The sequence below is a fragment of the Ramlibacter sp. genome (assembly GCF_041916345.1).
In the GTDB taxonomy this organism is placed as follows: domain Bacteria; phylum Pseudomonadota; class Gammaproteobacteria; order Burkholderiales; family Burkholderiaceae_C; genus Ramlibacter.
In genome coordinates, this window is record NZ_JAYRZR010000101.1 from 1 (window position 1) to 13,020 (window position 13,020).

14 protein-coding genes are annotated in these 13,020 nt (G+C 70.0%); 12 read left to right on the forward strand and 2 right to left on the reverse strand.

The genetic code is table 11. The features are described from left to right. Nucleotides 1-106: 106 nt before the first annotated feature. Nucleotides 107-745 (reverse strand): cytochrome c, encoded by a 639-nt coding sequence (locus tag ACE3T5_RS18680; protein WP_374669613.1) that lies wholly within the window; start codon nucleotides 743-745, stop codon nucleotides 107-109. 154 nt (nucleotides 746-899) lie between these two features. On the opposite strand from ACE3T5_RS18680, the gene ACE3T5_RS18685 reads away from it, so the two are divergent. From ACE3T5_RS18685 to ACE3T5_RS18695, 3 genes are read left to right on the forward strand one after another with little or no spacing between them, the layout of a single operon-like run. Then, nucleotides 900-1,856, forward strand: a complete 957-nt coding sequence (locus ACE3T5_RS18685) for an MBL fold metallo-hydrolase (RefSeq protein ID WP_374669614.1) — start codon at nucleotides 900-902, stop codon at nucleotides 1,854-1,856. Continuing rightward, nucleotides 1,853-2,338, forward strand: coding sequence for a hypothetical protein (locus ACE3T5_RS18690; RefSeq protein ID WP_374669615.1), 486 nt, complete (start codon nucleotides 1,853-1,855; stop codon nucleotides 2,336-2,338). Before ACE3T5_RS18685 ends, ACE3T5_RS18690 begins: the two co-directional genes overlap by 4 nt. A 16-nt stretch (nucleotides 2,339-2,354) precedes the next feature. Next, nucleotides 2,355-3,059, forward strand: coding sequence for a Crp/Fnr family transcriptional regulator (locus ACE3T5_RS18695; protein ID WP_374669616.1), 705 nt, complete (start codon nucleotides 2,355-2,357; stop codon nucleotides 3,057-3,059). A 119-nt stretch (nucleotides 3,060-3,178) separates the two neighbouring features. On the opposite strand, the gene ACE3T5_RS18700 is transcribed toward ACE3T5_RS18695, so the two are convergent. Continuing rightward, nucleotides 3,179-4,138 carry a LysR substrate-binding domain-containing protein gene (locus tag ACE3T5_RS18700; RefSeq protein WP_374669617.1) on the reverse strand — a complete coding sequence of 320 codons (960 nt, stop codon included), beginning with the start codon at nucleotides 4,136-4,138 and terminating at the stop codon, nucleotides 3,179-3,181. 107 nt (nucleotides 4,139-4,245) lie between these two features. Here ACE3T5_RS18700 and ACE3T5_RS18705 point away from each other — a divergent pair, with 107 nt between their 5' ends. From ACE3T5_RS18705 to ACE3T5_RS18745, 9 genes are all read left to right on the forward strand, one after another. After that, nucleotides 4,246-5,718: a form I ribulose bisphosphate carboxylase large subunit gene (locus tag ACE3T5_RS18705; RefSeq protein ID WP_374669618.1), complete on the forward strand. Its 1,473-nt coding sequence runs from the start codon at nucleotides 4,246-4,248 to the stop codon at nucleotides 5,716-5,718. 28 nt (nucleotides 5,719-5,746) lie between these two features. Next, nucleotides 5,747-6,181 carry a ribulose bisphosphate carboxylase small subunit gene (locus ACE3T5_RS18710; RefSeq protein ID WP_374669619.1) on the forward strand — a complete coding sequence of 145 codons (435 nt, stop codon included), beginning with the start codon at nucleotides 5,747-5,749 and terminating at the stop codon, nucleotides 6,179-6,181. Nucleotides 6,182-6,205: 24 nt separating this feature from the next. Then, nucleotides 6,206-7,174 carry a CbbX protein gene (gene cbbX, locus ACE3T5_RS18715; protein ID WP_374669620.1) on the forward strand — a complete coding sequence of 323 codons (969 nt, stop codon included), beginning with the start codon at nucleotides 6,206-6,208 and terminating at the stop codon, nucleotides 7,172-7,174. Further along, complete coding sequence (locus ACE3T5_RS18720; RefSeq protein ID WP_374669621.1) at nucleotides 7,174-7,917, forward strand: HAD-IA family hydrolase; 744 nt, start codon at nucleotides 7,174-7,176, stop codon at nucleotides 7,915-7,917. The genes cbbX and ACE3T5_RS18720 overlap by 1 nt, the downstream gene beginning before the upstream one ends. Before the next feature lie 21 nt (nucleotides 7,918-7,938). After that, the gene (locus ACE3T5_RS18725) at nucleotides 7,939-9,024 is read left to right on the forward strand and encodes a class 1 fructose-bisphosphatase (RefSeq protein ID WP_374669622.1); all 1,086 of its coding nucleotides are present in this window, start codon (nucleotides 7,939-7,941) and stop codon (nucleotides 9,022-9,024) included. A 22-nt stretch (nucleotides 9,025-9,046) separates the two neighbouring features. Beyond that, nucleotides 9,047-9,931, forward strand: coding sequence for a phosphoribulokinase (locus ACE3T5_RS18730; RefSeq protein ID WP_374669623.1), 885 nt, complete (start codon nucleotides 9,047-9,049; stop codon nucleotides 9,929-9,931). Then, nucleotides 9,931-11,979 (forward strand): transketolase, encoded by a 2,049-nt coding sequence (tkt, locus tag ACE3T5_RS18735; RefSeq protein ID WP_374669624.1) that lies wholly within the window; start codon nucleotides 9,931-9,933, stop codon nucleotides 11,977-11,979. Before ACE3T5_RS18730 ends, tkt begins: the two co-directional genes overlap by 1 nt. Then, nucleotides 11,969-12,706 carry an HAD-IA family hydrolase gene (locus ACE3T5_RS18740; RefSeq protein WP_374669625.1) on the forward strand — a complete coding sequence of 246 codons (738 nt, stop codon included), beginning with the start codon at nucleotides 11,969-11,971 and terminating at the stop codon, nucleotides 12,704-12,706. The genes tkt and ACE3T5_RS18740 overlap by 11 nt, the downstream gene beginning before the upstream one ends. Nucleotides 12,707-12,842: 136 nt before the next feature. Then, a partial coding sequence (locus ACE3T5_RS18745; RefSeq protein ID WP_374669626.1) for a c-type cytochrome occupies nucleotides 12,843-13,020 on the forward strand: 178 nt, incomplete at its 3' end.

The following is a 13,020-nucleotide window of genomic DNA, read 5'->3' on the forward strand; positions in this document are numbered from 1 at the left end:
AAGCGCGAGCGCACCAACGACAACGCCGTCATGCACACCGTGGCCGAGAAGATGACGCCGCTGGAGATGGCGGCGGTGGCCGAGTACCTGAGCGGCAAGTAGGCCGTCAGCGCGCGCTGGCGGCCCGGCTGCCGCCGCTCATGCCGCCCACGTAGGCGGCTACGCCGCGCAGCTCCAGCTCGGTCAGGCGGCCGGTCACGAAGCCCATCACGCCGCCGTCGTTGCCACGTGCGCCGGCATGGAAGCGGCGCAGCTGGTTCTCCACATACAGCGGATGCTGCCCGGCCAGGCGCGGCAGGCGGGCATTGCCCTGGCCGGTGGCGCTGTGGCAGCTCACGCAGGCCGGCACGCCGGCGAAGGTGTTGCCCCGTTCGTAGATGTAGCGTCCCACGCCGGCCAGCAGCGCGTCGCGCGGTGGGTGCAGCTCGGGCGTCTGCTGCGAGAACCACTGGGCCAGCGCATCCATCTGGGCGTCGGTCAGGCCACCGGCGATCTGGTTCATGGCCACGTGCACGCGCGTGCCGGCGCGGAAGTCCGCGAGCTGCTTGCGCAGGTACTCGCGCGTCTGCCCGGCGAGCTGCGGGAACTGTTCGGTGGTGCTTTCGCCCTTGGCGCCGTGGCACACCGTGCAGTGCTGGCGTGCAAGGCTGGGGCCATCGGCATCGGGCGCCGCCGATGCCGCGGCCGAGAGGGTGAGGAGCGCCAGCGCGAGGGCGGCGCGGCGAAGCGATGCGGATGGGGACATGCACCGATGGTGCTGCAACGCAGCACGGCGCGCCTTGACCGCGGTCAAGATCGCCTGGCCGGTTGGCGTGCGAACAGTTAAGGAATCGCTTATATTCAAGTCATGGCGCCGAGCCGGGACTGACCGCCCGCGCGCCCGAGCAGGAGACATCGGCATGACACTCATGGCCCGCTGGCGGCGCACGCTGGCCCTCGTCACGGCGGCGGCTGCGCTGGCCGTGTCTGCGCAGGCCCAGGAGGCGCCGGTGATGCAGGCGCGGCAGGCCTCGCCCTCCACCTGGTTCGTCGAGGGCCTGTCGGCGCTCGGCTCGCCGCAGAACCAGAACTTCATCTCCAACGCGGGCTTCGTCGTCACGCCGGCCGGCGTGGTGGTGATCGATGCGCTGGGCTCGCCCGCGCTCGCCAGGCGGCTGCTGGAGCAGATCCGCCGCGTCACCGACAAGCCGGTCACGCACGTGATCGTCACCCACTACCACGCGGACCACATCTATGGCCTGCAGGCGTTCCAGGCGGCGGGCGCGCGCATCATCGCGCACCAGGCCGCGCGCGAGTACCTGCATTCCGACACGGCGGCCCTGCGCCTGGAGGCTTCACGCAAGGAGCTGGCGCCCTGGGTGGATGCGCAGACGCGGCTGGTGACGGCCGACGAATGGCTGGACGGCCCGAAGGAACTCGTGGTGGGCGGCGTGACGCTGCAGATCCGTCCGGTGGGGCCCTCGCACACGCCCGAGGACCTCGTGGTCTACCTGCCGGCCGAGAAGGTGCTGTTCGCCGGTGACCTGGTCTTCCGCGGCCGCATTCCCTTCGTCGGGCAGGCCGACAGCCGCCGCTGGATCCTGGCGCTGGAGCAGCTGCTGGCCTACGACGCGCAGGTGATCGTGCCGGGCCACGGCCCGCTGTCGCAGCAGGCGCGGGCCGACATGCAGCTCACCCGCGACTACCTCGTCTACCTGCGCAAGGTCATGGGCGAGGCAGCGAAGAACATGGAGCCGTGGGAGGGGGCCTACCAGGCCGCGGACTGGTCGGCCTTCGAGCACCTGCCGTTGTTCCGCGTGGCCAACCGCATGAATGCGTACAACACCTACCTGCTGATGGAACGGGAGGGGCAGTGAAGCCCGCCGGACTGCGCCGTCGTGACTGGTTGCTGGCCGCCAGCGCGCTCACGGCGGGCGTGCCCGCGGCCCGGGCCGCGCAGGGCCGCGTGACGCTGGCCAAGCCCGATTCGCTGGCCGATGCGCTGGCCGGCGCGCTCGCCGCGCGACTGCCGCTGGTGGTGATGGCCAGCCTGGACGGCTGCGCCTTCTGCATGGAAGCGCGTGACGCCTACCTGGGCCCGCTGCGCGACGAGACGGGCCAGCCGGTGGTGCAGGTGGACCTGCGCAGCAATCGCGCCATCCGCGACTACGACGGCCAGCCGACGACGCACGACGCGCTCACCCGCGCCTGGAAGATCGTGATCGCGCCCACGGTGCTGTTCGTCGGACCGGGTGGCCGCGAGATCGCACCCCGGCTCGCCGGTGCCTCGCTGCCGGACTTCTACGGCGCCTACCTGGAGGATCGCGTGCGGCGCGCCACGCGCGTGGTGCGCGGGTGAGCCGGGCCGAGGCCGCATGATCCCCATCAAGACCGAAGCCGCCTGGCGTGGCACCTCCGACTGCCGCCACTGCGGCATCCGCGACATGGTGCTGTTCGCCGACCTGAACGAGCAGGACTTCGGCCTCATCCACGCGCCCATCGACGATCTGGAATACCCGCCCGGTGCGAGCCTGTACGCGGAGGGGTCCACTGCCATCGGCATGTTCACGCTGCGGCGCGGCATGCTGAAGCTGGTGCGCTACACGGCCGGCGGCCGCGCGCGCATCGTGCGCGTGCTGCGCCCGGGTGACGTGGCCGGGCTGGAGGCCCTGGCCACGCAGCGCTACGACAGCGAGGCAGTGGCGATGACCGACGTCGCCGTGTGCCGCATTCCGCTGGCCGTGATCCACACCCTGGACATGCAGTCGCCGCGCCTGCACAAGCGGCTGATGGAGAAGTGGCAACGCGCGCTGCGCGAGGCCGACGACTGGCTGGCGGAGTTGAACTACGGCACCGCGCGCCAGCGCGTCGCGCATTTCGTGCTGAAGATGCGCAGCCCGGACGAGCCGGATCGCGCCACGCTGTTCTCGCGCGAGGACATGGGCGCCATGCTGGACCTGAAGCTGGAGACGGTGAGCCGCGAGGTCAGCGCGCTGGTGCGCGAGGGGGCGATCGAGCCGCTGGACAAGCAGGGGCGGGCGTATCGCGTGGTGGACGCGGAGGGGTTGCAGGATGCGTGAGGCGCGGTGATTGCTGGGGTTTCGCTGCGCTGACACCCCAGCCTACCGAAGACCGGTCAAGCGAGCGTGCCCTCGTCGCTTTCGTAGGCTGGGGTGGAGCGCCAGCGCAACCCCAGCGATCACGACGTCTCCGCCACCACCCGCCCCGCCTGCAGCGGCAGGTGCCTTGCGAACTGCTCGGCCAGGAACGACTCGCCCCGCTCCAGCACGAAGTAGCGGAACGCCTCCGCCGCTGGCGAGAGCAGCTTCGACAAGGTGTGCACGCAGTTCCACGCCCGCACCACCGGCGTGCCCTCGACATGCACGATGCGGATCAGGCCGTTGTCCAGCTCCAGGCCCAGCGTGTGCAGCGAGAGGAAGCTCAGGCCCAGCCCGGCCATCACCGCCTGCTTGATGGTCTCGTTGCTGGCCATCTCCATCTGGATGCGCGGCTGCACCTGCGCGCGTGACAGGAACTCCTCCATCGCCGCGCGCGTGCCCGAGCCGGACTCGCGCGCGATGAACGGGTAGCCCACCAGCGAGTGCACGGCGGGGTGCCCCACCGCCTCCAGCGGGTGCCCCACCGGCGCGACGAACACATGCGGGTGCGCCGCGAAGGGCTCGGCGCGCGTGGCCAGCTCCTTCGGGGGGCGGCCCATGATGGCGATGTCCAGCTCGTTCGCGTGCAGCATGCGCACGAGCTGCTCGCGGTTGCCCACCGCCAGCCGGATGTCGATGCCGGCGTGGTCGCGCCGGAACTCGGCCAGCAGCCGCGGCAGGAAGTACTTCGCGGTGCTGACCATGCCGATGGTGAGCTGCCCCACCTCCAGCCGCTTCAGGCGCGCGGCGGCGTCCTCGGCGTCCTTCAGCGTCGCCAGCATCTTGCGCGCGTGCACCAGCATGTATTCGCCGGCCGTGGTGAGCGTGACCTTGCGTCCCTGGCGGTCGAACAGGGGCAGGCCGATGTGGCCTTCCAGCTCCTTCACCTGCATCGTCACGGCAGGGGGTGAGAGGTGCAGCGCCTCGGCTGCCTTGGCAAAGCTCAGGTGCCGGGCGACCTCACTGAAGACCCGGAGCTGCCGGAAGGTGGCGTTGCGCATGGTTCAGTGATGCCTGAATCGAAGTCAAACAATAACTGAATTTACCTTATTTAAGTCGATTCTTATAGTGGGCTCATCGACGAACCGACCCGCCAGGAGATGCCCCGATGAGCGAGATCCAGACCCAAGCCACCCAGATCACGGACGCCAGGAAGCGCTACAGCGCGGGCGTGCTGAAGTACCGCCAGATGGGGTACTGGGACGCCGACTACCAGCCCAAGGACACGGACACGATCTGCCTGTTCCGCATCACGCCGCAGGAAGGGGTGGACCCCGTGGAGGCCGCCGCGGCCGTGGCGGGAGAGTCCAGCACGGCGACCTGGACGGTGGTGTGGACCGACCGCCTCACTGCCTGCGACAGCTACCGCGCCAAGGCCTACCGGGTGGAGCCCGTGCCCGGCCGGCCCGGCGAGTTCTTCGCCTGGGTGGCCTACGACATCATCCTGTTCGAGGAGGGCTCCATCGCCAACATGACGGCCAGCCTGATCGGCAACGTCTTCAGCTTCAAGCCGCTGAAGGCGGCCCGGCTGGAGGACATCCGCATTCCGGTGGCCTACGTGAAGACCTTCAAGGGCCCGCCCACCGGCCTGGTGGTGGAGCGCGAGCGCCTGGACAAGTTCGGCCGCCCGCTGCTGGGCGCGACCACCAAGCCCAAGCTGGGCCTCTCGGGCCGCAACTACGGTCGCGTGATCTATGAGGGCCTGAAGGGCGGCCTGGACTTCATGAAGGACGACGAGAACATCAACTCGCAGCCCTTCATGCACTGGCGCGACCGCTTCCTGTACGTGATGGACGGCGTGGCCAAGGCGAGCGCCGCCACCGGCGAGGTGAAGGGCAGCTACCTCAACGTGACGGCCGGCACCATGGAAAGCATCTACGAGCGTGCCGAGCTCGCCAAGGAGCTGGGCAGCGTGGTGATCATGATCGACCTGATCGTCGGCTGGCCCTGCATCCAGAGCCTGGGCGAATGGTGCCGCCGCCACGACATGATCCTGCACCTGCATCGCGCGGGGCATGGCACCTACACGCGGCAGAAGAACCACGGCGTGAGCTTCCGCGTCATCGCCAAGTGGCTGCGCCTGGCCGGCGTGGACCACATGCACACCGGCACCGCGGTGGGCAAGCTGGAGGGCGACCCGCTCACCGTGCAGGGCTACTACAACGTCTGCCGTGACGCGTACACGAAGCAGGACCTGCCGCGCGGCCTGTTCTTCGACCAGGACTGGTGCGACCTGAAGAAGGTGATGCCGGTGGCCAGCGGCGGCATCCACGCCGGGCAGATGCACCAGCTGATCGACCTGTTCGGCGACGACGTGATCCTGCAGTTCGGCGGCGGCACCATCGGCCACCCCATGGGCATCCAGGCCGGCGCGGTGGCCAACCGCGTGGCGCTGGAGGCGATGGTGAAGGCGCGCAACGAGGGCAAGGACATCCGGAACGAGGGCCCTGAGATCCTGCGCAAGGCCGCCCAGTTCTGCACGCCGCTGAAGGCCGCCCTCGATACCTGGGGCGACATCAGCTTCAACTACCAGTCCACCGACAGCAGCGACTACGCCGTCACGCCGGCCGTGGCCGCCTGATCCCCCGCGCCGAGAAGGAGAACCGATCATGATGACCAACCCCACCGGCCGCATCACCCAGGGCCAGTTCAGCTTCCTGCCCGACCTGACGGACGAGGAGATCGCCGCGCAGATCCAGTACGGCCTGAACCGCGGCTACGCCTGGAGCGTGGAGTACACCGACGACCCGCATCCGCGCAACACCTACTGGGAGATGCATGGCATGCCCATGTTCGACCTGAAGGACGCCGCCGGCGTGATGCTGGAACTGCGCGAGTGCCGCCAGGCGTTTCCGAACCACTACATCCGCCTGATGGCCTTCGACTCGCAGCGCGGCATCGAGTCCATCGCGATGAGCTTCATCGTGAACCGGCCACCCAAGGAGCCCGGCTTCGGCCTGGTGCGTCAGGAGGTGAACGGCCGCACGATGCGCTACACGGTGCAGGGCTACGCGGCGGCCCAGCCCGAAGGCCAGCGCTACTGATCCCGCGGTGCGCAGGAGCAGGGCATGAACGCACCCGAGTACCGCATTCCCGGGCAGATGCGCGCACTGGCGCAGGTAGAGCCCGAGGCGCCCGCACCCGCCGCCCCCGCGCCCGCTTCAGGCGCGCGATCGGTGGGCCAGGTGCTGGCGGATACGCAGGTCGAGCAGGTGCTGGGTGAGCTCGACACCGACCTGGTGGGCCTGCAGCCGGTGAAGCAGCGCATCCGCGACATCGCTGCGCTGCTGGTCATCGACCGCCTGCGCCGAAACGTGGGCCTTCAGGCCCAGGCGCCCAGCCTGCACATGTGCTTCACGGGCAACCCCGGCACCGGCAAGACGACGGTGGCCCTGCGCATGGCGGAGATCCTTCATCGCCTGGGCTACATCCGCAAGGGCCATCTTGTGGCCGTCACACGCGACGACCTGGTGGGCCAGTACATCGGCCACACCGCGCCCAAGACGCGCGAGGTGCTCAAGAAGTCCATGGGCGGCGTGCTGTTCATCGACGAGGCCTACTACCTCTACAAGCCCGAGAACGAACGGGACTACGGGCAGGAGTCCATCGAGATCCTGCTGCAGGTGATGGAGAACCAGCGCGACGACCTGGTGGTCATCCTCGCCGGCTACAAGGACCGCATGGACACGTTCTTCCAGTCCAACCCCGGCATGAGCAGCCGGATCGCGCATCACATCGACTTTCCAGACTACGGTGAGCAGGAGTTGCAGGCCATCGCCGGCCGCATGCTGGAGACGCTGCACTACCGGCTGGACAAGGGCGCGCACGCCGCGCTGGCCGAGTACATCGCGCTGCGCATGCGCCAGCCGCACTTCGCGAATGCGCGCAGCATCCGCAACGCCATCGACCGCGCCCGGCTGCGCCAGGCTTCACGCCTGTTCGCCGACCGCGAGCGCGAGCTGGACGCGCACGCGCTCACCACGCTGTGCGAGGCGGACATCCGCGCGAGCCGGGTGTTCCGGCAGGGGGAGGCGTGATGCCCAGCCTCCAGGCCCTCATCTTCGACGTGGACGGCACACTGGCCGACACGGAGGAGGCGCACCGCCAGGCCTTCAACCAGGCCTTCGCCGAAGAGGGCCTCGACTGGCACTGGGACCGGCCCACCTACACGCGGCTGCTGGCCGTTGCCGGTGGCAAGGAGCGTATCCTGCACCACTGGCGCAGCGTCGACCCGGGCCGTGTGGATCTGGGCGGTGGCGTGCGCGCCACGGTGGACCGGCTGCACGCGCACAAGTCTGCCGCCTACGAGCAGGCCGTGCGGGCGGGCCGGGTGGCGCTGCGACCCGGCGTGCTGTCGCTGATCGAGGCAGCCGGCGCGGCCGGGCTGGCACTCGCCATCGCCACCACCACCTCGCCTGCCAACATCGCCGCGCTGCTGCGGCGCGCCATCGGGCCCGACTGGCGGCTGCGCTTCGTGGTGGTGGAGGACGCCTCCACCGCGCCCCTGAAGAAGCCGCATCCGCAGGTCTACCTGCAGACGCTCGCGCGGCTCGGCCTGCCTGCGCAAGCCTGCCTGGTCTTCGAGGACTCGGCCAACGGCCTTGCCGCCGCGCAAGCTGCCGGCCTGCCGGTGATCGTCACCCCCAACGACTACACCTCGCACCACGACTTCCGCGGCGCGCTGCGCGTGCTGCCCTCGCTGCAGGGCGTGGGCCTGCGGGACCTGCAGGCCTGGCACGCGGCCGCTGCCGCCGCGCGACCGGTCGCCAGCCGCGCCTGAACCGCATCACAAGGAACCCCCATGCCATTGACCGGCCGCTGGACCCTCACCCGCTACCTGATCGAGGAGCGGCGCCGCTACCCCGAGGCCAGCGGCGAACTCAACGCGCTGCTGTTGGACGTGTCGCTGGCCTGCAAGGCCATTGCACGCATCGTCGCCTGTGGCCCCCTCGGCGCCGCCAGTCAGCCGGGTGCTGCCGGCGCAGTCAACGTGCAGGGCGAGGTGCAGAAGCCGCTGGACGTGCTGGCCAACCACGTGTTCATCCGCATGAACGAGTGGAACGGCCACCTGGCCGGCATGGTGAGCGAGGAGATGGAGGCGCCGTTCCAGATCCCCGATTCCTACCAGCGCGGCAAGTACCTGCTGGCCTTCGATCCGCTGGATGGCAGCAGCAACATCGACGTCAACGTGGCCGTGGGCTCCATCTTCTCGGTCCTGCGCGCGCCCGGCGAGGCGGTGGAAAGCGGACGCGACGTGACCGCGGACGATTTCCTGCAGCCGGGCGCGCGGCAGGTGGCCGCGGGCTATGCAATCTACGGCCCCAGCACGCAGCTGGTGCTGACGGTGGGCAACGGCGTGGCGGTGTTCACGCTGGACCCGAACCTGGGCGAGTTCATCCTCACCCAGCGCGACGTGCAGGTGCCGGCGGACACGCAGGAATTCGCCATCAACACCAGCAACAGCCGCTTCTGGGAGCCACCGATCAAGCGCTACGTGGACGAATGCCTGGCCGGCCGAACCGGCCCGCGCGGCAAGGACTTCAACATGCGCTGGATCGCGAGCCTCGTAGCCGAGGCGCACCGCATCCTGATGCGCGGCGGTGTGTTCATGTACCCGCGTGACACGCGCGACCCTGGCCGCGCCGGCCGGCTGCGCCTGCTCTACGAGGCCAACCCGGTGGGCTGGCTGATGGAGCAGGCTGGCGGCCGCGCCAGCACTGGCCGTCAGCCCGTTCTGGGCGTGCAGCCGGACGGGCTGCACCAGCGCGTGGGCCTGGTGTTCGGCTCGCGCCACGAGGTGGAGCGCATCGAGCGCTACCACGCCGAGCCCGGCTCGCGCGAGCCCGGCGTCGCGCTGTTCGGTGAGCGCAGCCTGTTCCGAGATTGATTCCTTTCCTGCCGAGTCCGCCATGTCCGAACGACACCCCATCATCGCCATCACCGGCTCCTCCGGTGCCGGCACCTCCACGGTGACGCGCACCTTCCAGAACATCTTCCGCCGCGAGGGCGTGACGGCTGCCATCGTCGAAGGCGACAGCTTCCACCGCTTCGACCGCAAGGCGATGAAGCAGCGCATGGCCGAGGAGGAAGCCACGGGCAACCGGCACTTCAGCCACTTCGGCGAGGAGGGCAACCTGTTCGCGGAGCTGGAGCAGCTCTTCCGCCAGTACGCCGAGACCGGCACGGGCCGCACCCGCAAGTACCTGCACAACGCCGAGGAGGCCGCGCCCTACCGGCAGGAGCCCGGGACCTTCACCGAGTGGGAAGAGGTGCCGGCCGGCACCGACATGCTGTTCTACGAGGGCCTGCACGGCGGCGTGGTGACGGAGAAGGTCAACATCGCGCGCTTCGCCGACCTGCTGATCGGCGTGGTGCCCTCGATCAACCTGGAATGGATCCAGAAGCTGATCCGCGACAAGACGCAGCGCGGCTACAGCCAGGAGGCCGTGGTCGACACCATCCTGCGCCGCATGCCCGACTACGTGAACTACATCGTGCCGCAGTTCGCCCACACGCACGTGAACTTCCAGCGCGTGCCGGTGGTGGACACCTCCAATCCCTTCATCGCGCGCGACATCCCCAGCGCCGACGAGAGCATGGTGGTGATCCGCTTCGCCAAGCCCAAGGGCATCGACTTCCCCTACCTGCTGTCCATGATCAACGGCTCGTGGATGAGCCGCGCCAACACGGTGGTGGTGCCGGGCGGCAAGATGGAAATCGCCATGCAGCTGATCTTCACGCCCTTCATCTGGCGGATGATCGAAAGGCGCCAGCGCGCCCTGGGAGCGGTGTGATGGCCGGCAACTCTGCTGATCGCGTGCTGCGCCCCGAGGCCGCTGCCCCCACCAACCCGCTGGCCAATGCCTTGCGCGCGCTGGCCATGGATGCGGTGCAGGCTGCCAACTCCGGCCACCCCGGTGCGCCCATGGGCATGGCCGAGATGGCGGTGGCCCTGTGGACGCGCCATCTGAAGCACGACCCGCGCGATCCGCGCTGGCCGGACCGTGACCGCTTCGTGCTCTCCAACGGCCATGCGTCGATGCTGCTGTACGCGTTGCTCCACCTCAGTGGCTACGACCTGCCCGTGGAGGACCTGAAGCGCTTCCGCCAGCTGCACAGCCGCACGCCCGGCCATCCCGAGGTGGGCGTCACACCCGGCGTGGAGACGACGACGGGCCCGCTGGGGCAGGGGCTTGCCAACGCGGTGGGCATGGCGCTGGCCGAGCGCCTGCTGGCGGACGAGTTCAACCGCGATGGCCATGCGATCGTGGACCACCGCACCTACGTCTTCGTCGGTGACGGTTGCCTGATGGAAGGCATCAGCCACGAGGCCTGCTCGTTCGCGGGCACGCAGAAGCTGCACAAGCTGGTGGCGCTGTATGACGACAACGGCATCTCCATCGACGGCGCGGTGGCTGGCTGGTTCGGCGACGACACGGCGATGCGGTTCCGCGCGTATGGCTGGCATGTGATCGGGCCAGTCGACGGGCATGACGTGGACGCGGTCGATGCGGCCCTGGCCCAGGCGCATGCGCAGTCGGCGGCGCCCACGCTCATCCTCTGCCGCACCGCGATCGGCCGCGGCAGCCCGGGCCGGGAAGGCACCGCGCGCAGCCATGGCGAGCCGCTGGGGGCCGACGAGATCGCGGCCACGCGCGCCGCGCTGGGCTGGACCTCGCTGCCGTTCGAGGTGCCGGCGGCGGTGCGGCAGTCGTTCAGCGCGGTGGATCGCGGCGCGGCTGCCTCCGCCGACTGGCGCCGCCGCTTCGAGGCTTACCGCGCCGCGCATCCGGCGCTGGCGGCCGAGTTCGAGCGGCGCATGGCCGGCGACCTGCCGCGCGACTGGCGCGAGACGGAATTGACCGTACTGGCCCAGTTCGGGACCGCGCGCGACAGCGTGGCCAGCCGCAAGGCCTCGCAGATGACACTGGCCGCGCTGGCGCAGCGCGTGCCTGAGCTGCTGGGCGGCAGCGCAGACCTCACCGGCTCCAATCTCACCGACTTTCCCGGTGGCGGCACGGTGCGCGGCGGCCAGCCAGGCGGCCGGCACATCAGTCATGGCGTGCGCGAGTTCGGCATGGCCGCGGCCTTGAATGGCATGGCGCTGCACGGCGGATACATCCCGTACGGCGGCACCTTCCTCACCTTCAGCGACTACAGCCGCAACGCCATCCGCATGGCGGCGCTGATGAAGCAGCGCGTGATCCATGTGTTCACGCATGACTCCATCGCGCTCGGCGAGGACGGGCCCACGCACCAGGCGGTGGAGCACGCGGCGAGCCTGCGGCTGATCCCGGGGCTGGATGTCTGGCGGCCCGGGGACATCGCGGAGACAGCCTGCGCCTGGCTCGCGGCCCTGGCGGAGCGTGAGCGGCCGACAGCGCTGTTGCTGTCGCGGCAGAACCTGCCGGCCCAGGCGCGCAGCGCGGAGCAGGTGATCGCCATCCGGCGCGGCGGCTACGTGCTGCGCGAGAACGCGCAGGCGCGCGTCACGCTCATCGCCACGGGGTCGGAGCTGCAGCTCGCCGTGGCCGCTGCGGAGGTGCTGGCGGGGCAGGGCGTACCGGCGCGCGTGGTCTCGCTGCCGTCCACCACGGTCTTCGACCGGCAGGATGCCGCCTGGCGAAGCGCCGTGCTCGGCACCGTCCCTCGCGTTGCGGTGGAGGCGGGCGTGACCCTCTTCTGGGCGCACTACGGCTGCGCCCGCGTGATCGGCGTGGACCGTTTCGGCGAGTCGGCGCCCGGGCCGCAGGTGTGCGCCGCGCTCGGCCTGACGGTCGACGCGGTGGTGCAGGCGGCACTGGCCGTGAGTGACGTGAAGGAGCTGGCCCATGGCCGCTGAGACCCGCTATCGCCTGGTGAGCTTCGACCTGGACGGCACGCTGGTGGACACCGCCGGCGAGATCGCCGAGGCCTGCAACCGCGCCCTGGCCGATTTCGATGTGCCGCCGCGGCCGCTGCCGGCCATCGTGGCGAGCATCGGCCATGGTACGCGGGAGCTGATGCTGCAGCAGCTCGCGCAGGTGCTGATCGCGGAGCCGCAGCGCGCCGAGCGGCTGCGCTTCGAGCGCGTGTTCGACCGCTTCCAGCATCACTACGCGCGCACCTCGGGCACCACCGGCCGGCCCTACGCCGGTTGCGTGGAGGGCTTGGCGGCGCTGCGCGATGCCGGCATCGCCTGCGTCTGCGTCACCAACAAGGAGGAGCTGTTTGCGCTGCAGGTGCTGGAGCGCACCGGCCTGCGGGACTTCTTCCGCATCGTCGTCGGCGGCAACACGCTGGCCTGGAAGAAGCCGGATCGCCGCGTGATCGACCATGTGCGCGAACGGCTGGAAGCGCCGGCCTGCGCCACGGGCCACGTGGGCGACTCCGCCATCGACGTCGCGACGGCGCGTGATGCCGGCGTGGCTGCCTGGGCCGTGCCCTATGGCTACAACGGCGGCGTGCCAGTGGCCCAGAGCCGGCCGGACCGCCTGTTCGACCGCATCGACGGACTGGCCCATGCGGTGGTGCACGGCGAGCTGCGGCCGGTGCCCGCGCGCTGCGACCCCGCCCTGGCGGACGACTGACACGGGAAAACACCAGCACGGATCGGACAGGGGTTCGCGATATATTCGTGTCTGCGAATATTTGGGGCGCGGCCGTCTCGGGCTGCCGCCACCGCTGCCTCGCAGTCCATCCCACCCCACGAACAGGAGATCCCCCTTGAAGCACATCGCCACCGCCGCCGTCCTCGGCCTGCTGGCCGCGGGCCCCGCCCTGGCCAACCTGCAACTGGCGCAGAAGAACGCCTGCACCGCCTGCCACGCCGTGGACAAGAAGCTGGTCGGCCCGGCCTACCAGGACGTGGCCAAGAAGTACGCCGGCCAGAAGGACGCCGAGG